Origin of the sequence: Aquincola tertiaricarbonis (assembly GCF_023573145.1) — a bacterium.
GTDB lineage: Bacteria > Pseudomonadota > Gammaproteobacteria > Burkholderiales > Burkholderiaceae_C > Aquincola > Aquincola tertiaricarbonis_B.
In genome coordinates this window covers 2,751,629-2,776,978 of the sequence record NZ_CP097636.1, presented here as the reverse complement: position 1 = coordinate 2,776,978, position 25,350 = coordinate 2,751,629, and the positions used below count along the sequence as shown (strand labels likewise).

General features: G+C 70.0%; 27 protein-coding genes. 11 read left to right on the top strand and 16 right to left on the bottom strand.

Annotated elements, in window-relative coordinates; all coding sequences use genetic code 11:
* The first annotated feature begins 469 nt into the window (after positions 1–469).
* From MW290_RS27130 to MW290_RS27115, 4 genes are read left to right on the top strand one after another with little or no spacing between them, the layout of a single operon-like run.
* A complete protein-coding gene (locus tag MW290_RS27130; protein ID WP_250197473.1) occupies positions 470–1,387 on the top strand; it encodes an RluA family pseudouridine synthase in 918 nt (305 codons plus the stop codon).
* Entirely contained in the window at positions 1,384–2,058 is a 675-nt protein-coding gene (locus MW290_RS27125; RefSeq protein WP_250197472.1) for an HAD family hydrolase, read from the top strand. The genes MW290_RS27130 and MW290_RS27125 overlap by 4 nt, the downstream gene beginning before the upstream one ends.
* Positions 2,051–2,482, top strand: a complete 432-nt coding sequence (locus tag MW290_RS27120) for a Rieske (2Fe-2S) protein (RefSeq protein ID WP_250197471.1) — start codon at positions 2,051–2,053, stop codon at positions 2,480–2,482. The genes MW290_RS27125 and MW290_RS27120 overlap by 8 nt, the downstream gene beginning before the upstream one ends.
* Positions 2,479–3,510 carry a S49 family peptidase gene (locus MW290_RS27115; RefSeq protein WP_250197470.1) on the top strand — a complete coding sequence of 344 codons (1,032 nt, stop codon included), beginning with the start codon at positions 2,479–2,481 and terminating at the stop codon, positions 3,508–3,510. Before MW290_RS27120 ends, MW290_RS27115 begins: the two co-directional genes overlap by 4 nt.
* Positions 3,511–3,596: 86 nt before the next feature.
* On the opposite strand, the gene MW290_RS27110 is transcribed toward MW290_RS27115, so the two are convergent.
* Together MW290_RS27110 and corA are read right to left on the bottom strand one after the other, a co-directional pair.
* Positions 3,597–4,781, bottom strand: coding sequence for a phospholipase A (locus MW290_RS27110; protein ID WP_250197469.1), 1,185 nt, complete (start codon positions 4,779–4,781; stop codon positions 3,597–3,599).
* A gap of 130 nt (positions 4,782–4,911) precedes the next feature.
* A complete protein-coding gene (gene corA, locus MW290_RS27105; protein WP_250197468.1) occupies positions 4,912–5,880 on the bottom strand; it encodes a magnesium/cobalt transporter CorA in 969 nt (322 codons plus the stop codon).
* Between the two features lie 155 nt (positions 5,881–6,035).
* Between corA and bfr the strand changes: the two genes are divergently transcribed.
* Both bfr and MW290_RS27095 read left to right on the top strand, forming a co-directional pair.
* Positions 6,036–6,512 carry a bacterioferritin gene (bfr, locus tag MW290_RS27100; RefSeq protein WP_250197467.1) on the top strand — a complete coding sequence of 159 codons (477 nt, stop codon included), beginning with the start codon at positions 6,036–6,038 and terminating at the stop codon, positions 6,510–6,512.
* Positions 6,513–6,594: 82 nt separating this feature from the next.
* Positions 6,595–6,819: a (2Fe-2S)-binding protein gene (locus tag MW290_RS27095; RefSeq protein ID WP_250197466.1), complete on the top strand. Its 225-nt coding sequence runs from the start codon at positions 6,595–6,597 to the stop codon at positions 6,817–6,819.
* Between the two features lie 97 nt (positions 6,820–6,916).
* On the opposite strand, the gene lysM is transcribed toward MW290_RS27095, so the two are convergent.
* From lysM to ureE, 4 genes are all read right to left on the bottom strand, one after another.
* Positions 6,917–7,414: a peptidoglycan-binding protein LysM gene (lysM, locus tag MW290_RS27090; protein WP_250197465.1), complete on the bottom strand. Its 498-nt coding sequence runs from the start codon at positions 7,412–7,414 to the stop codon at positions 6,917–6,919.
* 111 nt (positions 7,415–7,525) lie between these two features.
* Positions 7,526–8,176 (bottom strand): urease accessory protein UreG, encoded by a 651-nt coding sequence (gene ureG / locus MW290_RS27085; RefSeq protein WP_250197464.1) that lies wholly within the window; start codon positions 8,174–8,176, stop codon positions 7,526–7,528.
* 29 nt (positions 8,177–8,205) lie between these two features.
* Complete coding sequence (locus tag MW290_RS27080; RefSeq protein ID WP_250197463.1) at positions 8,206–8,916, bottom strand: urease accessory protein UreF; 711 nt, start codon at positions 8,914–8,916, stop codon at positions 8,206–8,208.
* A complete protein-coding gene (ureE, locus tag MW290_RS27075) occupies positions 8,913–9,587 on the bottom strand; it encodes an urease accessory protein UreE (protein ID WP_250197462.1) in 675 nt (224 codons plus the stop codon). Before ureE ends, MW290_RS27080 begins: the two co-directional genes overlap by 4 nt.
* 63 nt (positions 9,588–9,650) lie before the next feature.
* Between ureE and MW290_RS27070 the strand changes: the two genes are divergently transcribed.
* Positions 9,651–9,875 carry an AbrB/MazE/SpoVT family DNA-binding domain-containing protein gene (locus tag MW290_RS27070; protein ID WP_250197461.1) on the top strand — a complete coding sequence of 75 codons (225 nt, stop codon included), beginning with the start codon at positions 9,651–9,653 and terminating at the stop codon, positions 9,873–9,875.
* A 1-nt stretch (position 9,876) separates the two neighbouring features.
* Here MW290_RS27070 and ureC read toward each other — a convergent pair whose 3' ends face one another.
* The 4 genes from ureC to ureA form a co-directional block, all read right to left on the bottom strand.
* Positions 9,877–11,604, bottom strand: a complete 1,728-nt coding sequence (ureC, locus tag MW290_RS27065) for an urease subunit alpha (RefSeq protein ID WP_250197460.1) — start codon at positions 11,602–11,604, stop codon at positions 9,877–9,879.
* A gap of 14 nt (positions 11,605–11,618) precedes the next feature.
* A complete protein-coding gene (locus MW290_RS27060; protein ID WP_250197459.1) occupies positions 11,619–11,924 on the bottom strand; it encodes an urease subunit beta in 306 nt (101 codons plus the stop codon).
* An 11-nt stretch (positions 11,925–11,935) separates the two neighbouring features.
* Complete coding sequence (locus MW290_RS27055) at positions 11,936–12,550, bottom strand: HupE/UreJ family protein (RefSeq protein WP_250197458.1); 615 nt, start codon at positions 12,548–12,550, stop codon at positions 11,936–11,938.
* 67 nt (positions 12,551–12,617) lie between these two features.
* Complete coding sequence (gene ureA, locus MW290_RS27050) at positions 12,618–12,920, bottom strand: urease subunit gamma (RefSeq protein WP_250197457.1); 303 nt, start codon at positions 12,918–12,920, stop codon at positions 12,618–12,620.
* Between the two features lie 60 nt (positions 12,921–12,980).
* On the opposite strand from ureA, the gene MW290_RS27045 reads away from it, so the two are divergent.
* The 3 genes from MW290_RS27045 to MW290_RS27035 are packed head-to-tail and all read left to right on the top strand — an operon-like array spanning position 12,981 to position 18,368.
* Positions 12,981–16,532, top strand: coding sequence for an ATP-binding protein (locus MW290_RS27045; RefSeq protein WP_375142861.1), 3,552 nt, complete (start codon positions 12,981–12,983; stop codon positions 16,530–16,532).
* Between the two features lie 2 nt (positions 16,533–16,534).
* The gene (locus MW290_RS27040; protein WP_250197455.1) at positions 16,535–17,476 is read left to right on the top strand and encodes a response regulator transcription factor; all 942 of its coding nucleotides are present in this window, start codon (positions 16,535–16,537) and stop codon (positions 17,474–17,476) included.
* A gap of 4 nt (positions 17,477–17,480) precedes the next feature.
* Entirely contained in the window at positions 17,481–18,368 is an 888-nt protein-coding gene (locus tag MW290_RS27035) for a LysR family transcriptional regulator (RefSeq protein ID WP_250197454.1), read from the top strand.
* A 22-nt stretch (positions 18,369–18,390) separates the two neighbouring features.
* On the opposite strand, the gene MW290_RS27030 is transcribed toward MW290_RS27035, so the two are convergent.
* The 5 genes from MW290_RS27030 to MW290_RS27010 all read right to left on the bottom strand — a co-directional run bounded on the left by MW290_RS27030 (position 18,391) and on the right by MW290_RS27010 (position 22,826).
* Positions 18,391–18,708: a hypothetical protein gene (locus tag MW290_RS27030; protein ID WP_250197453.1), complete on the bottom strand. Its 318-nt coding sequence runs from the start codon at positions 18,706–18,708 to the stop codon at positions 18,391–18,393.
* Positions 18,709–18,782: 74 nt separating this feature from the next.
* Entirely contained in the window at positions 18,783–20,093 is a 1,311-nt protein-coding gene (locus MW290_RS27025) for an FAD-dependent oxidoreductase (RefSeq protein ID WP_250197452.1), read from the bottom strand.
* A 10-nt stretch (positions 20,094–20,103) separates the two neighbouring features.
* Positions 20,104–20,829, bottom strand: coding sequence for a cysteate racemase (cuyB, locus tag MW290_RS27020; protein WP_250197451.1), 726 nt, complete (start codon positions 20,827–20,829; stop codon positions 20,104–20,106).
* Positions 20,830–20,847: 18 nt separating this feature from the next.
* Positions 20,848–21,744: an amino acid ABC transporter substrate-binding protein gene (locus tag MW290_RS27015; RefSeq protein ID WP_250197450.1), complete on the bottom strand. Its 897-nt coding sequence runs from the start codon at positions 21,742–21,744 to the stop codon at positions 20,848–20,850.
* A 128-nt stretch (positions 21,745–21,872) separates the two neighbouring features.
* Positions 21,873–22,826: a transglycosylase SLT domain-containing protein gene (locus tag MW290_RS27010; protein WP_250197449.1), complete on the bottom strand. Its 954-nt coding sequence runs from the start codon at positions 22,824–22,826 to the stop codon at positions 21,873–21,875.
* 164 nt (positions 22,827–22,990) lie between these two features.
* Between MW290_RS27010 and MW290_RS27005 the strand changes: the two genes are divergently transcribed.
* On the top strand, positions 22,991–23,725 hold the full coding sequence (locus tag MW290_RS27005) for a response regulator (RefSeq protein ID WP_250197448.1): 735 nt from the start codon (positions 22,991–22,993) through the stop codon (positions 23,723–23,725).
* 9 nt (positions 23,726–23,734) lie between these two features.
* Here MW290_RS27005 and MW290_RS27000 read toward each other — a convergent pair whose 3' ends face one another.
* The gene (locus MW290_RS27000; RefSeq protein ID WP_250197447.1) at positions 23,735–25,141 is read right to left on the bottom strand and encodes an MFS transporter; all 1,407 of its coding nucleotides are present in this window, start codon (positions 25,139–25,141) and stop codon (positions 23,735–23,737) included.
* Positions 25,142–25,350: the final 209 nt, after the last annotated feature.

Here is a 25,350-nt window from a genome sequence, read left to right as displayed (position 1 = left end):
TGGCGCGTGCGTCGCAGGCTCCGGCGAAGGTGCTGGCGGCGTGACTTCCCGGGCGCGCCGTGCGGCGCACGGCGGCAGCACGGCAGGGGCCCCGGCCGGATAGGCGCGGGACCGCAGGCGGCGGCTGGAGGGGAATGACGGCGACAGCATGCGCTGGGTCACTGGACGCGTGGGCCTGGCCGTTGAGGGCCAGGCACCAGGAAACCTTGTTCTTGCCGTTGCGACGACCTACATCGGCCGCGCTCGGGTGGGTTCTTCGACGGTGTCTCTTCCGCGGAACCCCCGGGGCTGCCGGGTCACTTGGGGACCGGGCCCGCCGCGGGCGCACTACGTTGCATCACCTGGTTTTCGGGCTTTCGCCCACTGGCCGCGTTGGTGGAGGGGCGCCCGGGTAAACTTTTACGACTCAAGCACTAGCAGCACCAACGTGGTCGCGCGGATTATAGAAACAAAAGCCGACGCGCCTGCCGTGCAACGGCTGGTCATCGACGAAAACTCGGCCGGGCAGCGGCTGGACAATTTTTTGCTGCGGGTGCTCAAGGGCGTGCCCAAGACGCATGTGTACCGCGTCATCCGCTCGGGCGAGGTGCGCGTCAACAAGGGCCGCGCCGGCGCCGACACCCGGCTGGAACTGGGCGACGAGGTGCGCGTGCCCCCCGTGCGCCTGCCCGACCGGCAGGACGCGCCCGCCGCGCCGCCGCGCGAATTTCCGCTGCTGTACGAAGACGATCACCTGCTGGCCATCGACAAGCCGGCCGGTGTGGCGGTGCACGGCGGTAGCGGCGTGAGCTTCGGCGTCATCGAGCAGCTGCGGCGCGCGCGGCCGCAGGCCAAGTTCCTGGAACTGGTGCACCGGCTGGACAAGGAAACCTCCGGCATCCTGCTGCTGGCCAAGAAGCGCAGCGCGCTGACCGCGCTGCAGGACCAGTTCCGCGCCCGCGACACCGGCAAGACCTACGCGGCGCTGGTGATCGGCGCCTGGCCGGCCAGCCGCAAGGTCATCGATGTGCCGCTGCACAAGTTCCTGGACGCTGCCGGCGAGCGCCGGGTGCGCACCGCCGTGGGCGAAGACGAAGGCAAGCGCTCGATCACGCTGGTCAAGGTGGCGGCCACCTACGCGCGCTTCTCGCTGCTGGACGTGACCATCAAGACCGGCCGCACGCACCAGATCCGGGTGCACCTGCAGCACGAGGGCCATCCCATCGTCGGCGACCCGAAGTACGGCGATTTCGAACTCAACCGCGAGGTGGCGCGCGGCCCGCTGCGCTTCGGGCGCATGTTCCTGCACGCGCGGCGCCTGGCGTTCGACCATCCTGCCACCGGCCAGCGCATCGAGCTGGCTGCCGACCTGCCCACCGAGTGCCAGCAGTTGCTGGCGAGCCTATGACCCAGAAAGCCCTCCGACCCCGCCGTTTCGACCTCATCGCCTTCGACTGGGACGGCACGCTCTTCGATTCCACCGCGCTGATCGTGCAGTGCATCCAGGGCGCGGCGCGCGACATCGGCGTGGCGGTGCCCAGCGATGCCGACGCGGCCTACGTCATCGGCCTGGGCCTGCACGACGCCCTGCAGCACTGCGTGCCCGGCCTGCCGGCCGAGCGCTACCCCGAGCTGGGCGCGCGCTACCGCCATCACTGGTTCGCGCGCCAGCACGAGGTGCTGCTGTTCCCCGGCACGCTGGAGATGCTGAACGACCTCAAGGCCCGCCACCACTGGCTGACCGTGGCCACCGGCAAGGGCAAGCGCGGGCTGGACGAGGCGCTGGCCCATTCCGGCCTGGTGGAGATGTTCGACGGCACCCGCACCGCCGACCGCACCGCCTCCAAGCCCGACCCGCTGATGCTGCATGAGCTGATGCGCGAGTTCGGCGCCGACCCCGAGCGCACGCTGATGATCGGCGACACCACCCACGACCTGCAGATGGCCGCCAATGCCGGCGTGCCCAGCGTGGCGGTGAGCTACGGCGCGCATGAGCCCGAGGCCTTCGAGGCCTTCGAGCCGCTGTTCGTCGCGCACTCCACCCGCGAACTGCACGACTGGCTGCTGCAGCATGCCTGAGGCCGCCCTGCCGCCCGCGGCCGCCGAGCTGCCGGCGCAGCACCTGTGCGCTTCGGCCGACCTGGCCGAGCGGGGTCAGGCGCGGGTGTTCGACCTGCTGCTGTACGGCGCGCCCGCCCGCGGCTTCGCGCTGCGCTTCGATGGCCGCGTGGTGGGCTACGTCAACCGCTGCGTGCACGTGCCCACCGAGATGGACTGGCAGGAAGGCCAGTTCCTGGACATGGACCGCCGCTGGATCCTGTGCTCCATCCACGGCGCTGCCTACGAGCCGGCCGACGGCCGCTGCGCGGGCGGCCCCTGCGGCCGCGGCAAGCTCACCGCCATCACGCTGCAAGAGCGTGACGGCCAGGTGTATTGGTATCCTTCACGCGACATCCGGCCCGTCAGCTTCGACGCGCCGCCCTCCGAAAGCGCCCCTGCATGATCCCCCAAGACGACGCGCCGCCGGCACAACCGCTGCCGCCTTCCAGCGCTGCCCCCACGCCCGCACCCGCCCCGGTGCCGCCCGCTGCCGCGCACACGCTGCGCACCACCCACCTCGAATCGGCCGTCGAGCAGTTGGCCGACGGCCTGCTGCGTGAGCGCCGCAGCGACCGTCGCTGGCGCGTGTTCTTCCGCATCGTGTGGCTGGCCGTCGCGCTGGCGGTGCTGTACGCCCTCTTCGTGCAGCGGGTGCAGCATGCGGCGCCCACCGGCCCGCACACCGCGCTGGTGGAAGTGCGCGGCGAGATCGCCGCCGACACCGAGGCCAGCGCCGAGAACATCAATGCCGCGCTCAAGTCCGCCTTCGAGGACGTCAATGCCAAGGCGGTGGTGCTGCGCATCAACTCGCCGGGCGGCAGCCCGGTGCAGGCCGGCATGGTGTACGACGAGATCCGCCGCCTGAAGGCCAAGCACGGCAAGAAGGTCTACGCGGTGGTCGAGGAGATCTGCGCCTCGGGCGCCTACTACATCGCCGTCGGTGCCGACGAGGTGTACGTGGACAAGGCCTCCATCGTCGGCTCCATCGGCGTGCTGATGGACGGCTTCGGCTTCACCGGCCTGATGGACAAGCTGGGCGTGGAGCGCCGGCTGATCACCGCGGGTGAAAACAAGGGCATGCTGGACCCGTTCTCGCCGCTGCCCGAGCGCCAGCGTGCGCTGGCCCAGGCCATGATCGACCAGATCCACCAGCAGTTCATCGCGGTGGTCAAGGAAGGCCGCGGCAACCGGCTGAAGGAAACGCCCGACACCTTCTCGGGCCTGTTCTGGAACGGCGAAGAGTCCATCAAGCTGGGCCTGGCCGACCACACCGGCTCGCTCGACTACGTGGCGCGCGAGGTGGTCAAGGCCGAAGAGGTGATCGACTACACGCCCAAGGAAAACGTGGCCGAACGCCTGGCCAAGCGCTTCGGCGCGGCCATGGGCGAAGGCGCCGTGAAGGCGCTGCGCTCGCTGGGCTCCATTCGCTGAGCAATGGCGAGGAGGTTCCGCCGGGCCGCCCCAAGGAACCTGCGCCCCCCCGGGGGGCTGCGAGCGCAGCGAGCTTGGGGGCTACGTCAGAACTGGAGGAAGGTGACGCCCAGCCCCAGGCTGGTCTGGCGGAAGTTGTAGTCCGTCAGCGTTTCGCCATAGCCGCTGAACATCTGCAGGTACCAGCGCAGCCCGTTGGGCTGCTGCTTGAACACCGGGTAGGTGTACTCGAACTGCAGCGCGCCGTAGTGGCTGTTTTTCAGCGTGGTGCGGTACAGCAGCGAGGCGGTGGACAGCCCCGAGGCCCAGTTAAGCTGGAATTCGCCACGGCCGCGGTAGTCCACCAGGTCGGGGTTGTTGTCGTCCTCGATCGACTCCTTCAGCCGCCGCAGGAAGCGGGTGCTGAACGACCAGTCGCCGCGCTCGAAGCCGGCCCCCAGGTACACCCGGTTCCAGCTGCGCGACAGCGGGTCGGACTGACCGTTGGACTGGTGCGCGATGCCCAGCTGCGTGTAGCGCCACTGCCAGCCGAAGGGCAGGCTGCGCAGGCCCGGCGTGGTGGCCAGCACGTAGGTGGCCTCGGGCTCGTAGTCGGTGTTGCGGAAGGGTTTGGAATCGGCCCCGGTGTACACCTGCCAGGTGGCCTGCTGGGTGAAGGCCAGCCACAGGTCGGCATTCGGGAACACCAGCCCCTGGGCCACCTTGGTGCGCAGAGACACCTGGAACTTGGCCTCGACGCGGCGCGCGTTGGGCTGGTTTACCGCTGCCTGCGTGGGCGAGCTGGGATTGCGGTTGATGCGGTCGGTGTAGCGCGCCGGCAGCACGTAGTTGGGCCGGTAGCCCACGAAATTGAAGGTGCCGCGCTTGTCCTGCGGGTCCAGCTCCCAGTACTTGGACAGCAGGCTCTGCTCGCCCGCCGGGCTGTTGGCCGGGGCCAGCGGCGTGTCCTTGGGCGCCAGCACCGAGGTGGCGGGCACGGCCGAGCCGTCGGCCGGCGTGGGCGGTGCCACCGGTGCCGCGGGCGCCGGGTCGGCCGGTGCACGGCCGGCCAGGTTGTCGTAGCAGGCCAGGCGATCGGCGGCGGGGCCGATCGCGGCGCAGTCGGCCATCGTCAACCGTTGCACGCTGGGGGCGGGTGCCGACGCAGCCACGGTGGCCGGCACCTGCTGGGCGGCGGCGGGCAGGCCGGCGGCGGCCAGGGTGCCTGCCAACAGCGGCAGGGCCAGTCGGTTCGGCTTGGCGCCCGAGGGCGGAGAAGAAGGTGCGTTCATCGTGGACGGCTGAATTTGGCGCGCAGTGTAGAGGCGGGCGCCGGGCGCACCGTCAGCCGTAGGCAACTCATGGGCCTGTAACCAGGCCTCTCACCAGGGCAGGCCGGGCGCGGTCCGCACCCGGCCGCTGTCACAACCAGCCGGCGCGGCGGAACCGCCAGGCCGTGAAACCGCAGGCCGCGACGATGATGCCGAGCGCCAGCGGGTAGCCGTACTGCCATTTCAGTTCGGGCATGTGCTCGAAGTTCATGCCCCAGACGCCGACGAAGGCGGTGGCCACCGCGAAGATGCCGGCCCAGGCCGCCAGCCGCTTGGTCACTTCCGACTCCTCGATCGTCACCATCGACAGGTTGACCTGGATGCCGGTGGCGATGGTTTCGCGCAAGGTGTCCAGCGTGCTGTTGATGCGGGTGAGGTGGTCGTACACGTCGCGGAAGTACTCGCGGGTGTTGTCGCACACCCGCGGCACCCGGCCCATGCTCAGCTTGCCGGTGGCTTCCATCAGCGGCGCCACCGCATGCTTGAGCATCAGGATGCGCTGCTTCAGGCCGTACAGGTTCTCGATGTTGGCGCGGCCGCGGCCACGGTCGAAGATGCGGTTCTCGATCTCTTCCAGCTCAGTTTCCAGCTGGTCGATCACCGGGAAGTAGCGGTCCACCACCGCGTCCATCAGCGCGTAGAACACGAAGCCCGAGCCGTGGCGCAGCAGGTGGGCCTCCCGCTCGGCCCGGCCGCGCACGCCCAGAAAGCCCTGCGAGCTGCGGTTGCGCACCGACAGCACGAAGTTGGGCCCCACGAACACATTCACTTCGCCCACGCGCAGGTCGCCGGTGGGCTCGATCTCCACGGCATGCATCACGGCGAACACCATGTCGCCGTATTCCTCGACCTTGGGCCGCTGGTGGCCGTGGCGGGCGTCTTCCACCGCCAGTTCGTGCAGCCCGAACTCCTGCTGCATCTGGCGCAATTCGGCGTCGGTGGCGTCGAGCAGCGCCACCCACACGAAGCAGTCGTCCCGCGTGACGTAGTCGCTGATGTCATCGACGCTGATGTCCGCGAGCTTCTTGCCGTCCTGGTAGACGACACAGTTGATGAGCATGGAACCGGTCTCCTCGTGAGGCGGGCACTGTAGCGCCGCAAACCCGCACGCGCCCTGCAAATGATTCGCAGCAAGACCACGACTCGGGGGATTTGCAGCCTGCGGGCACGGCCCGGCGCGCACAATCCGCACTTGCGCCCACAAGGAGAAGATGCATGCAAGGCGACCCCAAGGTCCTCGAGTACCTCAACGCCCAGCTGAAGAACGAGCTGACCGCCATCAACCAGTACTTTCTGCACTACCGCATGCTGAAGAACTGGGGCTTCGAGAAGCTGGCGAAGAAGGAGTACGAGGAGTCCATCGAGGAGATGAAGCACGCCGACCGGCTGATGGACCGCATCCTGATGCTGGAGGGCCTGCCCAATCTGCAGGACCTGGGCAAGCTGCTGATCGGCGAGGACGCCGTGGAAGTGCTGCGTTGCGACCTGCAGATCGAGAAGGGCTCCCACGGCCTGCTGAAGGACGCCATCGCCTACTGCGAATCGGTGCGCGACTATGTCTCGCGCGAGCTGCTGGAAGATATCCTGTCCGACACCGAGGAGCACATCGACCACATCGAGACCCAGCTCGACCTGGTGGACAAGATCGGCCAGCAGAACTACCTGCAGCTGGCGGTGGGCGAGATCAGCTGAAGCCGCAGAATCCGTAGGTTTTTACAAACGAGAAGGATTCGCATTCTTGTAGACTGGCGGTCAGCTCACTGCTGCCTCCGCCATGATCGTCTGCCTGTGCCACCGAATCTCTGACCGCGACATCCAACGCGCCGTGCGCGAAGGCGTGGCCGACTTTGAAATGCTGCAGGACGACACCTGCATCGCCCGCAACTGCGGTTGCTGCGAAGACTGCGCCCGCCAGGTGTTCGACGACGCGGTGGCTGCGGCCGCGCCCGTACAGGCCGCCACGCAGGTGGTGCATGTGCACCGGCGCGCCGTCGCCTGACTGAGACGCGGCCCCCAAGCTCGCTGCGCTCGCGCCCCCCCGAGGGGGATCTCAGTCCCTTGGGGCGGCCCGGCGGGACTGAGAGCGTGAAAGTCGTTCAGGCCGCCGGCGGAATGCGCAGCATCTGGCCCGGGTAGATCTTGTCCGGGTGCGTGAGCATCGGCTTGTTGGCCTCGAAGATGACCGGGTACTTGTTCGGGTTGCCGTAGAACTGCTTGGCAATCTTCGACAGGTTGTCGCCCGACACCACCGTGTACCACTGCGATTCGGGCTCGGCCGCCTGGGCGACCACCAGCAGGTCGTTCACACCGGCCACGTTCTGCACGTTGCCGCAGCACAGCAGCAGTTTTTCCTTGGTGGCCTGGTCGGCCACCGTGCCGCTGACCGTCACCGTGTTGGTGGCGCCATCGAACTGGATGTCGATGCCATCGGTCGACAAGTTCTGCGAACGCACATAGTTGGCGATGGCTGCGCTGGCCTTCTCGTTGAGCGCCGCCACGTCCACCGCAGCGGGTGCGCTGGCGGGGGCCGCCTTGGCTTCGCCGATGTGGAACAGCTTCTCGCCGGCTTCCTTGATGAAGGACATCAGACCCATGGAATTCTCCTCGTGTAAGGGGTGAAGGCCGCTGATGCTAGGCACCGGGCATGCCTGTCGGCGTGCCCCGGCGCCGCCGGGCGGCCTATGTCACGAAGAGCGTACCGGCCATCATGCTCCGCGCAACAGCCCCTTGGTTTCGATGAAATCGATGACCTCGGCCAGCCCGGCGTGCGTGCGCAGGTTGGTCATCACGAACGGGCGGTTGGGCCGCATGCGCCGGGTGTCGGCTTCCATCACACCCAGGTCGGCGCCCACGTGCGGCGCCAGATCGGTCTTGTTGATGACGAAGAGGTCGCTCTTAGTGATGCCGGGGCCGCCCTTGCGCGGAATCTTCTCGCCCGCCGCCACGTCAATCACGTAGATCGTCAGGTCGCTCAGCTCAGGGCTGAAGGTGGCCGCCAGGTTGTCGCCGCCCGACTCGATGAACACGATGTCGGCATCGGGGAACTTGTCCAGCATGCGGTCCACCGCCTCCAGGTTGATGGAGGCGTCTTCGCGGATGGCGGTGTGCGGGCAGCCGCCGGTTTCCACGCCCATGATGCGTTCAGGCTCCAGCGCGCCGGCGACGGTGAGCAGTCGCTGGTCTTCCTTGGTGTAGATGTCGTTGGTGACGACCACCAGGTCCCACTTCTCGCGCATCGTCTTGCATAGCATTTCCACCAGCGTGGTCTTGCCGGAACCCACCGGGCCGCCCACGCCCACGCGCAGCGGCGGCAGTTTCTTGGTGCGGCGGGGAATGTGGTGCAGGGCGGTGCTCATGGTGGGGTGCTGCTTCAGGCAGAAGGCGTTCAGGAACGGAAGAGGCGGGAGTACTGGGTTTCGTGGCGGGCCGAGAGGATGGCCAGCATCGGCGTGAAGGCCTGGCGGTCGTCATCGGTGCAGGCCAGGGCGGACTCGACCACGGCAGGGATGCGCTCCAGCAATGCCTGCAGGATGCGCTGGCCCGCGCTCTGGCCCAGCGGCACGGCCTTGAGGGCGGCCTGCACCATGTTCTCGGCCCAGCCGAAGGCATGGGCTTGCAGCGCGGCCTCGGCCGGTGCGCCGCTGCGGGCGGCGGCCAGCGCAAAGGCCACCGGCCAGGTGGGCGCGGGCGCCAGCGCTGCTAGCGTCGCCAGCCGCGGGTCGTCGCGCGCGTCGCTGTTGCGCAGCCATTCCACCAGCGAGCGGCCCATCTGCTCGGCCTGCTGGCGCAGCTCCTGGCTTTCACGCGTGTGGCGCACCCAGTCGTTGAGTGCGGTGATGCGGGCCACGTCGTGCCGCTGCCAGGCGGTGAAGGCCTGGGCCAGCACCGGCAGGTCGGCGCGGCCGAGTGCCAGCGTCAGCTGGTCCACCAGCCAGTCGCGGGCGGCGGCTTCACCGGTCACCAGGCCGGCATCGACCGCGGCTTCCAGGCCTTCGGAGTAGCTGAAGCCGCCCACCGGCAGCGCCGGCGAGGCCAGCCAGATGAGCTGCAGCAGCGCGGGCGCGGGCAGCGGCGCGGGCAGGGCGGCGGAGCTCAATGCGAATGGCCGTGGTCGTGCCCGCAGCCAGGGCCGTGCACGTGCGGCGTGGGCGCAGCGGCGATGGGGATGGCGATGGGCTTGCAGGCGGGCGCCGGCGCGGCGGCGTGGCTGTGGTCGTGGTCGTGGTCGTGCGCGTGATCATGGTCATGCGCGTGGCCGTGGTCATGGCTGTGCGAGTGCCCATGGTCATGGCCGTGGGCGTGTCCGTGCCCACCTGCCGCGTACGCGCCGCCTTCCGGCTCGAAGCCCTCGTTCGCCTCGGTGACGATCAGGTGCATGGACCGCAGCATGTCGGCCAGCACGTGGTCGGGTTCCAGCTTCAGGTGGTCGGGCGTGAGCTGCAGCTGCACATGGCGGTTGCCCAGGTGGTAGGCCGCGCGCAGCAGGTCGAAGGGCGTGCCGTGCTCGCTGCAATGGCGCACCACCAGCACCGGCTGCGGCGCCGCTTCCACGCGAATCAGCGAGCCGTCCTCGGCCACCAGCACGTCACCGCCGCGCACCACCGTGCCACGCGGCAGGAACACGCCCAGCGTGCGGCCCTGGCTGTCGGTGGCATCGAAACGGCTTTTCTGCCGCACGTCCCAGTCCAGCGCCACGCTGGCGGCGCGCTTGAGCAACACGGCGGCCAGGCCGCGGCCTTGGGGCATCAGTTTGTTGACGGTGAGCATGGTTGTGGGCGGTGAGGGAAAGCGGAAATACTAACAACCGTCACTTCAATCCCGCAGCCTGACATGACGGCCCTCAAACTCATCTCGATCGACGACTCACTGGGCGTTGCGTTGCCTGACGATCTGCTGGCGCGCCTGCAGCGGAAAGCAGGGGACAGCGTGTGTCTGACCGAGGAGCAGGGGCGCCTCACGCTGAGGCGTGCCTCGACCTTGTTGGACAGCCAGATGTCCGAGGCGCGCCGCTTGATGCAGCAACGCAGCGATGCCCTTCGCAAGCTGTCCGAATAGCTCAGAACAAGAAATACCGCTGTGCCATCGGCAGCACCTTGGCGGGCTCGCAGGTCAGCAGCTCGCCGTCGGCGCGCACGGTGTAGGTCTGGGCGTCGATCTCCATGCGGGGGGTCAGGCTGTTGTGCACCATGTCGGCCTTGGTCACGCCCCGGCAGCCCTTCACCGCGGCCAGCGGCTTGTGCAGGCCATAGCTCTCGGCCGCACCGTTGGCCAGTGAAGCCGCGCTGACGAAGGTGAGTGAGGTGCGGTGCAGCGCACCGCCATAGCTGCCGAACATCGGCCGGTAGTGCACCGGCTGCGGCGTGGGGATGGAGGCATTGGCATCGCCCATCGCGGCTGCGGCGATGAAGCCGCCCTTGAGGATGAGGCTGGGCTTGACGCCGAAGAAGGCTGGGCGCCAGAGCACCAGGTCGGCCCACTTGCCCACCTCGATCGAGCCCACCTCGTGCGACACGCCGTGCGCAATCGCCGGGTTGATGGTGAGCTTGGCGATGTAGCGCTTGACGCGGGTGTTGTCGTTGCGCTCGCTGTCGCCGGGCAGCGCGCCGCGCTGCTGCTTCATCTTGTGCGCCGTCTGCCAGCAGCGCAGCGGCACTTCGCCCACGCGGCCCATGGCCTGGCTGTCGGAGCTGAACATGCTGATCGCGCCCAGGTCGTGCAGGATGTCCTCGGCGGCGATGGTCTCGCGGCGGATGCGGCTTTCGGCAAACGCCAGGTCCTCGGCGATGGACGCATCGAGGTGGTGGCACACCATCAGCATGTCCAGGTGCTCGTCGATGGTGTTGACCGTGTAGGGCATCGTCGGGTTGGTCGACGAGGGCAGGAAGTTGGCCTCGCCCACCACCTTCATGATGTCGGGCGCATGGCCGCCGCCCGCGCCTTCGGTGTGGAAGGCGCACAACGTGCGGCCCTTGGTGGCCGCGATGGTGTTCTCGACGAAGCCGGACTCGTTCAGCGTGTCGGAGTGGATCGCCACCTGGATGTCGTGCAGCTCGGCCACGCCCAGGCAGTTGTCGATGGCCGAAGGCGTGGTGCCCCAGTCCTCGTGCAGCTTCATGCCGATGACGCCGGCCTCGGCCTGCTGGTGCAGCGCCTCGGGCCGGCTGGCGTTGCCCTTGCCGAAGAAGCCGATGTTCATCGGAAAGGCGTCGGCCGCCTGCAGCATGCGGGCGATGTTGCTGGGCCCGGGGGTGCAGGTGGTGGCCAGGGTGCCGGTGGCCGGGCCGGTGCCGCCGCCGATCATCGTGGTCACGCCGCTCATCAGCGCTTCTTCGATCTGCTGCGGGCAGATGAAGTGGATGTGGCTGTCGATGGCGCCGGCCGTGACCACCATGCCTTCGCCGGCGATGATCTCGGTGCCCGGGCCGATGACGATGTCCACGCCCGGCTGCACGTCGGGGTTGCCGGCCTTGCCGATGGCGGCGATGCGGCAGCCCTTGATGCCGATGTCGGCCTTGACGATGCCCCAGTGGTCGATGATCAGCGCGTTGGTGATCACGCAGTCGGCTGCCTCGTGGGCGCCCGGACCGTTGGGCACCTGGCCCTGGCCCATGCCGTCGCGGATCACCTTGCCGCCGCCGAACTTCACTTCTTCACCGTGGCCGCCCGCGGCCAGGGTGTAGTCCTTCTCCACCTCGATGACGAGGTCGGTGTCGGCCAGCCGCAGGCGGTCGCCCACGGTGGGGCCGAACATCTCTGCGTAGGCGCGTCGTCCGATGCGTGCCATGTTGTTGCGCCCCTTCAGAGTTGGCCCTGCACCAGCCCACGGAAACCGTAGACCGTGCGTGCGCCGGCGTAGTCCACCAGTTCCACCGTGCGCTGCTGCCCGGGCTCGAAGCGCACCGCGGTACCGGGCGCGATGTTCAACCGCATGCCGCGCGCGGCGTCGCGGTCGAACTGCAGCGCGCCGTTGCACTCGGCGAAGTGGTAGTGCGAGCCGACCTGGATCGGCCGGTCGCCGGCGTTCTCGACCACCACGGTCAGCGTGCGCCGGCCGGGGTTGAGTTCATGTTCGCCGTCGTCGATCAGCAGTTCACCGGGCACCATCGTCCGCCCCTTCAAGCCAGCAGCAGGCCGGCGCCCACCACCGCGGTGGCGCCACCGGCCAGGCGGCCCAGCCAGGGCGCGCGGTCACGCAGCGCAAAGCCCAGAGCCAGGCCGGCCGCATGCAGCACGGCCGTGGCAGCCACCATGCCGGCCAGCGCGGCGGCGCCGCCCAGCTCGGTGCCATGTGCCGCGCCGTGGAACAGCGCGAAACCGCCCACCAGGGCCGAGGCCGCCATGGCCGGCAGCCGGCTGCGCAATGCCACCAGCAGCCCCAGCACCAGCAGTGAGGCAGCGATCATCGGCTCCACCGCCGGCAGGCGCAGCCCGGCAGCGGCGGCCAGCGCGCCGACCAGCAGCAGCGCGGCGAACACCAGCGGCAGCCGGGCCGCGGTGCCCAGGCGTTGCAGCCGGCCGCCGTCGCTTGCCGTGGCCGGCAGCGACAAAGCGCCCCAGGTGCCGACGGCCAGCATGGCCAGCAGGTGATCCAGGCCGGTGAACGGGTGCAGCAGGCCGGCGAGCAGGCCGTGATGGGCTGCACCATCCTGGCCCACGTGGGCACTGGCGATCAGCGGCAGGGCGGCGGCGGCCAGGCCCAGCAGGGCGGCGCGGCGGGGGCGATGGGTCATCAGGCAGTCCTTCTTCTAGAAGCAGCAAGCCCACGCAGGCGCCACAACGGTGCGCCCGCGGGTGGGGCTATGCAATGGGTTGGTGCACCGTCACCAATTTGGTGCCGTCCGGGAAGGTGGCTTCGACCTGGATCTCGGGGATCATCTCGGCGATGCCGTCCATCACGTCGGCCCGGGTGAGCACGGTCTTGCCCTCGCTCATGAGGGCGGCGACGCTTTTGCCGTCGCGGGCGCCTTCCATGATGGCGGCGCTGATCAGCGCCACCGCCTCGGGGTAGTTGAGCTTGAGGCCGCGGGCCTTGCGGCGTTCGGCCAGCAAGGCGGCGGTGAAGATCAGGAGCTTGTCCTTCTCGCGGGGCGTGAGTTCCATGGGACTTCTTTCAGCAGGATGGATGCCAGTGCCGCGGCTTGGTGCGTTTCTTGATGGTCCATGCCCATGAAGGACGACAGTGGGACCGCGCCGCCGCAGCGCCTGGACGATGCGCCGCAGCGGGTGGTCAAGGTGCGCCGCGACTACAACAGCTGGGTCGGCAGCGAGACCATGGAGGACTACGCGCTGCGCTTCACCGCGCGCTCGTTCCGCAAATGGTCGGAATGGCGGGTGGCCAACACGGCCTTCGGCGCCGCCTCCTTCCTGGTGCTGGAAGCGGTGGGCGCCACGCTGCTGGTGCAGTACGGCTTCGCCAATGCCTTCTGGGCCATCCTGTGCACGGGGCTGATCATCTTCGCGGCCGGCCTGCCCATCAGCATCTACGCGGCGCGCTACGGCGTCGACATGGACCTGCTGACCCGCGGCGCCGGCTTCGGCTACATCGGCAGCACGCTCACCTCGCTCATCTACGCCAGCTTCACCTTCATCTTCTTCGCGCTCGAAGCGGCGGTGATGGCCTATGCGCTGGACCTGGCTTTCGACATACCGCCCGCCTGGGGCTACCTGATTTGCGCGCTGGTGGTCATTCCGCTGGTCACCCACGGCGTGACCATGATCAGCCGGCTGCAGGTATGGACGCAGCCGCTGTGGCTGCTGATGCTGGTGCTGCCCTTCATCTACGTGTTCCATGCCTACCCGGGCGTGCTGGGTGAGCTGTCGGGCTATGGCGGCGCCAACGACACGCCGGCCTTCAGCCTGCTGGGCTTCGGCGCGGCGCTCACGGTGGGCATTGCGCTGATCACGCAGATGGGCGAGCAGGCCGACTACCTGCGCTTCATGCCCGAGCCCGACACGCCGCGGGCCAAGGTTCGCTGGTGGGCCGGCGTGCTGGTGGGCGGGCCGGGCTGGGTGGTGCTGGGCGTGGTCAAGATGCTGGCCGGCACGCTGCTGGCCTACATCGCGGTGTCGCACATGGTGCCGGTCGAGCGTGCGGTCGACCCCAACCAGATGTACGTGAACGCCTGGAACCTGGTGTTTCCGCACTACGGCTGGGCGGTGGCGGCCACGGCGCTGTTCGTGGTCATCTCGCAGCTCAAGATCAACGTCACCAATGCCTATGCCGGCTCGCTGGCCTGGAGCAACTTCTTCGCGCGGCTGACGCACAGCCACCCGGGGCGCGTGGTGTGGGTGGTGTTCAACACCCTCATCGCGCTGATGCTGATGGAGCTGGACGTGTTCCAGGCCCTGGGCCACGTGCTGGGGCTGTACTCCAACCTGGCCATCAGCTGGATGATGGCGGTGGTGGCCGACCTGGTGATCAACAAGCCCATGGGCTGGAGCCCGCGCGGCATCGAGTTCAAGCGCGCCTTCCTGTACGACGTCAACCCGGTGGGCGTGGGCGCGATGGGCATCGCATCGGTGCTGTCGGTGGCGGCGCACATGGGCGCCTTCGGCGAGCTGGCGCAGGCCTTCTCGGCCGTCATCGCGATGGTCACGGCCTTCGTCGTGTCGCCGCTGATCGCCTGGGCCACCGGCGGCCGCTACTACCTGGCGCGGCACGACGGCGCCGGCCCGCCGCCGCCGGTGGTGCCGGGGCGGCGGATCTTCCGGCTGGTGCCGGTGGCGGGGGAAGAGCGCGCGGCGCAGCCCGCGGCCCTGAAGCACTACGGCCTGCAGCGCTGCTGCATCTGCGAGCGCGACTACGAGCACGACGACATGGCCCATTGCCCGGCCTACCAGGGGCCGATCTGCTCGCTGTGCTGCTCGCTGGACGCGCGCTGCGGCGACCTGTGCAAGCCCGACGCGCGGCTGTCGGCGCAATGGACGGCGCTGCTGCGCAAGCTGATGCCGCGGGCGCTGTGGCCGTCCATCGACTCGGGCCTGGGCCACTACCTGATGGTGATGCTGATGGTGGTGCCGGTGCTGGGCCTGCTGTTCGGCGCGTTGTACGCGCATGAGCTGCGGCTGCTGGGCGAGGCCGGCGTGGCGGTGCAGCCCGCGCTGCGCCTGGGCTTCATCAAGGCCTTCGCGGCGCTGCTGCTCATCTCGGGCATCGTGGCGTGGTGGCTGGTGCTCACGCACAAGAGCCGGCAGGTGGCGCAGGAAGAATCCAACCGCCAGACCCAGGCGCTGCACGAGCAGACGCAGGCGCTGCAGCGCGAGGCCGAATCGCACCGCCGCACCGACGCCGCGCTGCAGCAGGCCAAGCGTGCCGCCGATGCGGCCAACCAGGCCAAGAGCCGCTACATCACCACCATCAGCCATGAGCTGCGCACGCCGCTCAACAGCATCCTGGGCTATGCCCAGCTGCTGGACGAGGACGAGCACATGCCCGAGCACCGCAAGCGCGCGGTGAGCGTGATCCGCCGCGGCGGCGACCACCTGCTGAGCCTGATCGAAGGCACGCTGGACATCGCCCGCATCGAAGGCGGCAAGTTCAGCCTCAGCCCGCAGCCGATGCGCTTTCGCGAATGCGTGCATGAGCTGGCGCGCCTCTTCGAGCTGCAGGCCGCAGGCAAGGGCATCGCCTTCGAGCCGCAGATCGCCGACAGCCTGCCCGACGTGGTGCGGGCCGACGAGAAGCGGCTGCGGCAGATCCTGATCAACGTGCTGGGCAATGCGGTGAAGTTCACCGCGCAGGGGCGGGTGAGCTTCCGCGTCAGCTGGGCGCGTGAGCTGGCCCGCTTCGAGATCGAGGACACCGGCCCCGGCATGAGTGAAGCCGAGCTGGAGCGGGTGTTCGAGCCCTTCATGCGCGGTTCGGCCGCCGGCATGTCGGCCAGCGGCGGCACCGGCCTGGGCCTGACCATCGCCAAGATGCTGACCGACCTGATGGGCGGCGAGATGCGGGTGCACAGCGAGCCCGGCGTCGGCAGCCGCTTCACCATCCGCCTCTTCCTGCCCGAGATGCGGGCCGAGCTGACCCGGCCTGCCGAAGCGCCGCGCCGGCGCACCGGCTACGTGGGCGCGCGCCGCAAGGTGCTGGTGGTGGACAACGAAGAGGTGGACCGCGGCTTCCTGGCCAGCGTGCTGGAGCCGCTGGGCTTTGAAGTGGCGCAGGCCGCTTCGGGCGAAGAGGCGCTGGCCCGCGTGGCAGGCCTGGCGCCCGACGCCATCCTGATGGACCTGGCCATGCCCGGCATCGACGGCTGGGAGACGCTGCGCCGGCTGCGCGCCCAGGGGCTGAGTGCCGCGCCCGCGGCCATCGTCTCGGCCAATGCCTTCGACAAGGGCCTGGACAACGACGTCGGCATCACGCCCGAGGATTTCATGGTCAAGCCGGTACGCATCGGCGAGCTGCTGGACTGGCTGGGCCGCCGGCTGCAGCTGCAGTGGATCGACGCGGCCGCCGCCTCATCCGTGCCGCGGGTGATGCTGGTGGCCGAAGGCGGCCAGGTGCCGCTGCCGCCGCGTGCCGAGCTGGAGGCGCTGGACAAGCTGGTGAGCCTGGGCTACGTGCGCGGCATCACTCGCAAGCTCGACGAGATCGAGGCCGCGCATGCGGATTCGGCCCGCTTCGTCGCCCGCATGCGGGCGCTGGCGCAGGGCTTCCAGCTCGATGCGATGCACACTGCGCTGCGCGATGCATTGGGCAGCGCTTCCGTTTCATGAGCATGGACACCTCCGGTTTTGACCGCAGCGCGGGCGACGTGGTGCTGATCGTCGACGACCAGCCCGACAACCTCTCGATGCTGCACGACGCGCTGGACGAGAGCGGCTACACCGTGCTGGTGGCCACCCACGGCGAGGCCGCGTTGCAGCGCGCCGCGCAGGCGCAGCCCGACATCGTGCTGCTGGACGCGGTGATGCCGGGCATGGACGGCTTCGAGGTGGCGCGGCGGCTGAAGGCCGATGCGGCCACCGCGGCCATCCCCATCATCTTCATGACCGGCCTGACCGAGACCGAGCATGTGCTGGCGGCCTTCGCGGCCGGCGGCATCGACTACGTGGCCAAGCCCATCCGCCCGCGCGAGGTGCTGGCCCGGCTGGCCGCCCATGTGAACAACGCGCGCCAGACCCACCAGGCCCGCAGCGCGCTCGATGCCTTCGGCCACGCCAGCCTGGTGGTGCGCGCCAGCGATGGCCGGCTGGTGTGGCAGACCGCGCTGGCGCGGCAGATGCTGCAGCAGTGGTTCGGCGGCGACAGCCCGTGGACACCGCCACCGCTGCTGGACTGGGTGCGCCAGCAGGTGGCGGCGGGCGCAGCGGCGGGCGTTGGCTCGCAGGCCGGCTCGCTGGTGCAGGGCGCGCGGCGGCTGCATTTCACGCTGCATGAAAGCACCGGCGAGGACGAATGGCTGATCGTGCTGCGCGAGGCCAACGACGCCGCGATGCTGGAAGGCATGATGCTGGCCTTCAAGCTCACCGCCCGCGAGGCCGAGGTGCTGTACTGGGTGGTCAAGGGCAAGACCAACCGCGACGTGGGCGACATCCTGGGCGCCAGCGCCGCCACCGTGAAGAAGCATCTGGAGCGGGTGTACGAAAAGCTGGGCGTCGAGACCCGCACCGCCGCCGCGTCGCTGGCCATCGAGCGGGTGCGGCAGCTGGCAGGCTAGGGGCATGAAGCTCAAGCACATCGAGGTCTTCAACGCCATCATGCTCACCGGCAGTGCCAGCGCGGCGGCGCGGCTGCTGCATGTCACGCAGCCGGCCGTCACCCAGGCGCTGCAGCATGCCGAACTGCAGCTGGGCTATGCGCTCTTCACCCGCCAGCGCAACCGGCTGGTGCCCACGCGCGAGGCGCAGTCGCTCTACCCCGAGGTGCAGCGCTTGATGTCGCAGCTGGAATCGGTGCGGCGCATCGCCAGCGCGCTCGGCAGCGGCGAGGACAGCGAGCTGCGCATCCTCATCGTGCCTTCGCTAGCGGTGCATGTGCTGCCCGCCGCGCTCAAGCGCTTCAAGCGCCGGCATCCGCAGCGACCGGTGTCCATCCAGACGCTGCACACCCGCGAGATCGCCCGCGCCATCGCGCTGCAGGAGGGTGACGTGGGCATCGTCTACGGCAACGTCTCGCACCCCGCGCTGCATGAAGAGCGGGTGGCCGTGGGCCGGCTGGTGTGCGTCACGCCGCAGGGCGAACGGGCCGACCGCCGCACCACGGTGGCGCTGGAAGACGTGGTGCGCACGCCCTTCATCCGCATCGACGAACGCGACCCGGTGGGCGCGATGCTGGCCGACCAGTGGACCCGGATGGGCCACACGCCGGCCGCCGGCATCACGGTGCAGACCCACCACATCGCGATGCTGCTGGCCGAGCAGGGCTTCGGCCCGGCCATCATCGATTCGTTCACCGCGCACGACAGCCGCAGCCGCAGCCTGCATGTGCGCACGCTGCTGCCCGAGGTGCCGGTGGAGGTGCGCGCGCTGCTGCCGCAGGGTCTGCGCTCGCCGCAGCCGGTGGCGGATTTCATCGAGGCGTTCGGGGCCGCGGCAGCCGCAGCAGCTTGAGTGGTACCCCAAGCTCGCTGCGTCAGCCGTTGCCCGGCTCCACCACCGCCAGACTGTCGCAGCCGCTGCCGGCCGAGATCCAGCGCAGCGCCAGGCGGCGCAGCACCGGCGCCAGCCAGCGCAGTGCCCGGGGCAGGTGGCGCGCCGGTTCGGTCACCAGGCCGCAGCGGTAACGCTCGCCAGCCCAGCGCAGCGCGCGGCAGCGGCCGGTGCGGCGCCGGCTTACCAGCATGCCGGCCGGGCAGGGTTCGGCCGCGCAGCACACGCCGCAGCCGTTGCACGGCTGGCCGGGCGAGGGCTTGGCGGGCGCATCGCTGCGCAGCAGGAGGACACGGGGCATGGCCGCATCATCGGCGCCCCCGCGGCGGCGTAGCGGGCTGAAAAGCGGGGCGCTGCCTGCGCTGCTCGGCCGTCTCAGGCCGTCACGCGAAAGGGTTCAGGATTCAGTGGCGGCGTCTCGCCGGCCATCAAATCGGCCAGCAGGCTGGCACTGCCGCAGGCGAGCGTCAGGCCCAGCGCGCCGTGGCCGGCGTTCAGCCACAGGCCGGGCCAGCGGGTGGGGCCCACCTGCGGGCGGCCGCTGGGGGTGGCGGGGCGCAGGCCGGTCCAGGGTTGCACGTCGTCAAAGCGGCAGGCGCCGGGAAAGGTCTCGCGCACTGCCTGGCACAGCGCCTCGATGCGGCGGGGTGGCAGCTCACGGTTCATGCCGATCAGCTCGGCGAAGCCGGCCACGCGCAGCCGGTCACCGAGGCGTGCATGCACCAGCTTGCGGCCGTTGTCGGTGATGCTGACGCGCGGCGCCGCGCCGTCGTCCACGATGGGCAGCGAGACGCTGTAGCCCTTGATCGGCTCGATCGGCGGCCGGCCGCCCAGCGGGCGCAGCAGCTGCAGCGTGGCCGGCCCGGCGGCCAGCACGAAGGCATCGGCCTCCAGCCGTTCGGCGGCCTGGCCGGCGGCGGCATCGGCAGGTGCCAGCAGGCAGGCCACCACGCGCCCGGCGGCGTCCCGCTGCAGCGCCGTCACCCTCTGACCCAGACGCAGCGTGGCGCCGCTGCTCTCGGCCAGCAGCACCGCCAGGCGGGCGGCGTCGATCACCTCTTCGCTTGCGGTCCACACCCCGAAGGCGATGGGCCCGCCACCGGTGGCGGCCAGCGCGGGTTCCAGCCGCTTCACCTCGTCAGCGCCGACGATGGCCTGCTCGCAGCCCCAGGCGCGCTGCCAGTCGATCTGCCGCTGCACGCCGGCCAGCGCCTCGGGCTTGCGGTAGATCACCAGCTTGCCCGGCCGGGTGTGGCGGGTGGCTTCGGCCCGGCCGGGCTGCGCGGCCAGCCAGCGGTGCAAGGTGTGCCGGCTTTCGGCGGCCAGCGCCAGCAGTTGCTCGCTGGTGCGGCGCACCGTGGGCCACTGGCAGGCGGCGATGAACTCGCTCAACCAGCGCGCATGGCCCAGGCGCGGCTGCGGCCGCCAGCGCAGCGGGCTGGTGGGCGACAACAGCCACTTGGGCAGGTTCTTCAACGCATCGGGCGTGGCCAGTGGTTCCACGTAGCTGTAGCTCAGCTGGGCGCCGTTGCCCAGGCTTTCGCCGCGGCCGGCTTGCGGCTGCGCATCCACCAGCGTGACGCGCCAGCCGCGTTCGGCCAGTGCCTGCGCGGTGGCGGCGCCGACGATGCCGGCGCCGATCACGCAGGCATGGCGCTGCCCCGCCGGGGCGGTGTGGGTTTTCATCAAGGGCTCCTCAGGCGGGCACGGCGCTGCGTTGCGCCAGCGACCAGGCCACGGCGCGGCGCGCCAGCGCTTGCGTCGCGTCGATCACCGGCAGCGGCGCACCGGCGGCGGTTATCACCAGCGGGATCTCGGTGCAGCCCAGCACCAGGGCCTGGGCACCACGCCGGGCCAGCGCCTCGGCCACTGGCAGCAGCAGGCCGCGCGCGGCCGTCAGGTCGCCGGCCTTGACGGCGGCGATGCCGGGCATCACGCCCTGCAGCATTTCCGCCGCGGTGGGCAACAGCCACTGCAGGCCGCTGCCCGCCGGCGTGCGGTTGGGGTACAGGCCCGAGGCGATGGTCGCATCGGTGGCCAGCAGGCCCAGCCGGGCGCCGGCGCCGAAGCGCTCCACGCCTTCGGCCAGCGCCGCGTCCACCAGGTGCAGCATCGGCAGGCCCAGGGCGGGCGCCAGCGCGTCCCACCACAGGTGGGCGGTGTTGCAGGGCATGACGACGAGGCCGGCGCCTGCGTCCACCAGGCGGCGGCCGCTGGCCACCATGGCGGCCAGCGGCGAATCACCCTCGCCGCGGAAGGCGGCGGTGCGGTCGGCCACCTGCGGGATGGAGCTCACCACCACCGGCACATGCTCCTGGTCGGAAGCGGCCGGCGTGGCCTCGATCATCTTGCGCATGAAGTCGATGGTGGCCAGCGGACCCATGCCGCCCAGCACCCCGACCACGCCCAGGCCTTCGCTCATCGCCCGCTCGACTTTCACTTACAGCGCCGGCTTGTCCGACAGGTTCTTCAGGTTGTCGGCCAGCTCCTTGCTCATCGGCGCCGCCAGGTTGATGCCCTTGGGCGGAATGGCCGATTGGAACCACTTCTTGTACAGCGTCTCGAACTCGCCGCTCTTCATCAGGCCGGCCAGGGTGTCGTCGACCAGCTTCTTGAAGGCCGCGTCGTCCTTGCGCACCATGATGGCGTAGGGCTCCACCTGCAGCGCATCGCCCACCACGGCCAGCTCGGCCGGGTTCTGCGCACCGGCGCGCAGGCCGTACAGCAGGATGTCGTCCATGCCGAAGGCATCGGCGCGGCCGCTCTGCACCATCAGCGCCGATTCGGCGTGGTCCTTGGCGGCCAGCAGCTCGAAGCCCAGGTTCTGCTCGGTGTTGAGCTTGCGCAGCAACTGGTAGTTGGTGGTGCCGGTGGTGGACACCACTTTCTTGCCCTTCAGGTCGGCGATGGACTTGATGCCCGAGTCGGCCTTCACCAGGAAGCGGGTGCCGGTGTAGAAGTAGTTGATCGCGAACGACACCTGCTTGGCGCGGTCGCTGTTGTTGGTGGTGGAGCCGCACTCGATGTCGATGGTGCCGTTGGCCAGCAGCGGGATGCGGTTCTGCGAGGTCACGGCCTGGTGGTTCACCTTCAGGTCGGCGCGGCCGGTGGCCTTCTTCACCTCGGCCACCACGCGCTGGCAGATTTCCCAGCCGAAGCCCACCGGCTGTGTGTCGCCGCCCAGGTACGAGAACGGGATCGACGACTCGCGGTAGGCCACGGTCATCGTGCCGCTGGCCTTGATCTTGTCGAGCGTGGGCGGCGTCTGCGCGCCGGCCATGCCGCACAGCGCGGCGGTGGTGGCGAAGGCAAAGGCCAGTCGGTGCGAGGTGCGCATGCGGGAAATCCTTTCGGTGCCGGCGAGGCAGGTGAACAACGAGCCCCCATGCTAGGGAGCCCGATGCACCTGCGGCATCGTGAATTGCCCGCGCACCATTAGGTGCGCTTATGGTCCGCGACAGCCGCTCAGGGCTGCGAGGCGGTGCGCGTCTTCTGCAGACGCGGCGAGGGCTGCGTGACCCGTGCGTCGAACGGATGCGCCAGCGCGCCGACGAAGCCCAGCACACGCTTCACGTAGGCGCGGGTCTCGCTGTAGGGCGGCACGCCCTGGTAGCGCTCCACGGTGCCTTCACCGGCGTTGTAGGCGGCGGCCACCAGGCTCACGTCGCCCTCGAAATAGGCCAGCAGCCAGCGCAGGTAGGCTAGGCCGCCGCGGATGTTCTGCTTGGGGTCGAACGCGTTCTTGACGCGAAAGCGCTCCGCCGTCTCGGGGATCAGCTGCATCAGGCCCATCGCGTTCTTGGGCGACAGGGCCTGCGCGTCGAAGTTGGATTCGGCCTTGATGATGGCCAGCGCCAGGCCGGGGTTGACGTCGTACTCGGGCGCCATCTTCATCACCATCTCGACGATGGGCTTGGGCGACGTGGCCTTGAGCTTTTCCATCGCGGCGGCCGAGGCGGCTGCGGCTTCGGCGGCGGCCACCGCCACCGGATCGGGCGCAGGCGCCACCGGGTCCTTCAGACAATCGGGCTGCACCGCGGCCACGCCGCCCAGCAGCCGCAGCATGTTGGGCGCCTGCGGAATGCCCTGTGCGGCCGCCGCCTCGAAGAACCAGGCGGCCCAGCCGTCTTGGCGCTCGACGCCGCGGCCGTTGGCATACATCCAGCCCAGGTGGTATTGCGATTCGGCATCGCCCAGCTTGGCGGCGCGGCAGTACAGCACGGCCGCAAAGGCAGGGTCGCGCGACGTGCCACTGCCGGTTTCGTAGCGCTGCGCGTCGCTGCGCAGCATGCTGACCATCTCCGCCTCGCTGCCGGCGGCCGGTGCGGGCTCGGCCAACACGGCCTGCGCCCAGGTCGCCGCGCCCAGCAGGGTGGCGGCAGCCAGGCAGCGCAGCAGGAAGGGGGCGGTGTGCTTCACGTTCCGGAAAGGGTGACGGCAGGGCGGACCCGCGATTGAAGGGCATTCAACCGGGGGGCGCCATCCCGACCTTGGGGGGATGGCCGCCGGCACCGCATGCCGTCCTCAAGACCACGCTGGCGGGGTCGATGTTCATGCTTGCCGATTGCCATTGGGATGTCGTGATGAACCTGAGCCTGCCAACGCCCGACTTGTTCTGGTCTCAAACCTGGGAGGCGTTTGGGCCCTACCTGGTGCCGACCCTGATCGCCGGGGCGCTGTTCGTGGTGCTGTTGCTGGTCGGCCGCCGGGGTGAAGGCCGTTTGACGTCTCTCGACGAGGCCCCCCGCACCGATTCGGTGCGTCCCCTGCGCGCCGTCGAGCCGGTGGCGGAAGCCCATTCCGCCGCCCGCCAGGCGATTGCCGATGCCGCCGCTTCGGCCGCCGCCACCACCGCCGTCGTGGCCGCCGCGGCCACCGGCGAGCCGCTGCCGCCGCCTGGCCAGCCCGCTGGCGGCGAACCCGCCACGCCGCCCGCGCTGCTGGTGGTGGACGATTCCGCCGTGGTGCGCGCCAAGCTGCGCAAGCTGCTGGAGGGTGCCGGCTACCGTGTGGTGCTGGCCAACGACGGCCACGAGGCGCTGGCGGCGCTGCCCCGCGACTTCTTCTCGGTGCTGATCACCGACCTGGAGATGCCCAACATGGGCGGCGTGGAGCTGATCGCCCACGTGCAGGGCAGCCAGGAGACCGAGGACCTGCCCATCCTCGCCATCACCGGCCATGACGAGCTGCAGGCCCATGTGCGCGAGTGCCAGGGCCTGTACGGCATCTTCCGCAAGCCCTGGAACGACCGCGAGCTGCTGCGCCGGGTGGAAGCCCTGGCCGGCCTGCGCGTGCGCCAGGCGACGCCCGCGGCGTAACTCCACGCTTCAAGCGGTGGCGGCCACCGTGTGCCGCACCCGCAAGAGGCTCAGCAGGCCGGCCACGCCGGCGAAGGTGGCCGCCAGCCCCAGCGCGACGAGGGCGCCGCGGCCGTCCTGGCTGCCGAACACGCTGAAGATGCCCGCCAGCAGCACCGCGCCCAGCGTCTGACCAGTCAGGCGGGCGGTGCCCAGCATGCCGCTGGCCGCGCCCGAGCGCCGCGGCGGTGCCGCGGTGACAATGGTGTGGTTGTTGGGCGACTGGAACAGCCCGAAGCCCGCGCCGCACAGCAGCATGCGCCAGACGATGTCGGCGTCGGACGGATGCGCCGGCAGCAGCGCCAGCAGCAGCAGCCCCAGCGACATCACGCCCAGGCCGATGCCGCCCAGCAGCCCGTTGTGGTAGCGGCCGATCAGCCGCCCCGCGATCGGCGCCACCACCACGATGGCCAGCGGCCAGGCGGTGATCAGCAGCCCGGCCACCAGGTGGCTGCGGCCCAGGCCGTCGAGCAGCAGGAAGGGCAGCGCGATGAAGGCCAGCATCTGCCCCGCGAAGGCGCACACCGAGGTGCCGATCGACAGCCGGAAGATCGGTATGCGCAGCAGGTCGATGGGCATCAGCGGCGCCGGCTGGAACCACTGCCGCCGCAGGTACAGCGCCGCCACCAGCAAGCCGCCGCCGAGCAGCGCCAGGCCGCTGGCGGCGCTGCTGCCGTCAGCGCCGTGGCGGGCGCCCAGCAGGTCGGCGCCCAGGAACACGAGGCTGAACATCGCGATGTTGAGCAGCACGTCCAGCAGCGCAGGCGCCGCCGGCACCGGATGCTCTGGCGTGGCCGCGGGGTTGTGCGGCAGCACCCGGTAGCCCAGCGCGATGACCAGCAGCCCCAGCGGCAGGTTGAGCACGAAGAGCGCCGGCCAGGGCGCCACCGACAGGATGGCCGCCGCCACCGTGGGCCCGGCCACCGAGGCACCGGCCACGGTGAGCGAGTTGATGGCCACGCCACGCCCGAGCAGCGCGCGCGGGTAGATCAGCCGCACCAGCGCGGTGTTGACGCTCATGATGCCGGCGGCGCCCACGCCCTGCACCACCCGTGACAGCGCCAGCGACCAGAGGCTGCCCGACAACAGGCAGGCCAGCGAAGCCAGGGTGAACAGCGCCACGCCGCCGAAGTACACCCGCCGGTAGCCGATGCGGTCGCCCAGCGTGGCCAGCGGCAGCAGCAGCGCCAGCGTGGCCAGCTGGTAGCCGTTGACCACCCACACCGCCTGCGCCGCGCTGGCGTTCAGGTCGCGGGCGATGCCCGGCAGCGCCAGGTTGACGATGGTGCCGTCCAGCACCGCCAGCACCAGCCCCAGCACGATGGCCGCCATCGCATGGGTGCGGGCGGGGGTGGGCAATCCATCCTGAACGGGCATCGAGGGGCGGGCGGCGGTGGGGACCGTGCGGCAGGGGAGGGGCCTGCATCCTAAGCCTGGGGGCATGCCAGTGCCGGCGCACGGGCTTGGCAGCGCGGTGTGACTGGGCGTGCCGTTTGCTCTTGATGGGGAAGGCCGTCAGGTTCCGCCGGGCCGCCCCAAGGAACCTGCGCCCCCTCGGGGGGGCAGCGAGCGCAGCGAGCTTGGGG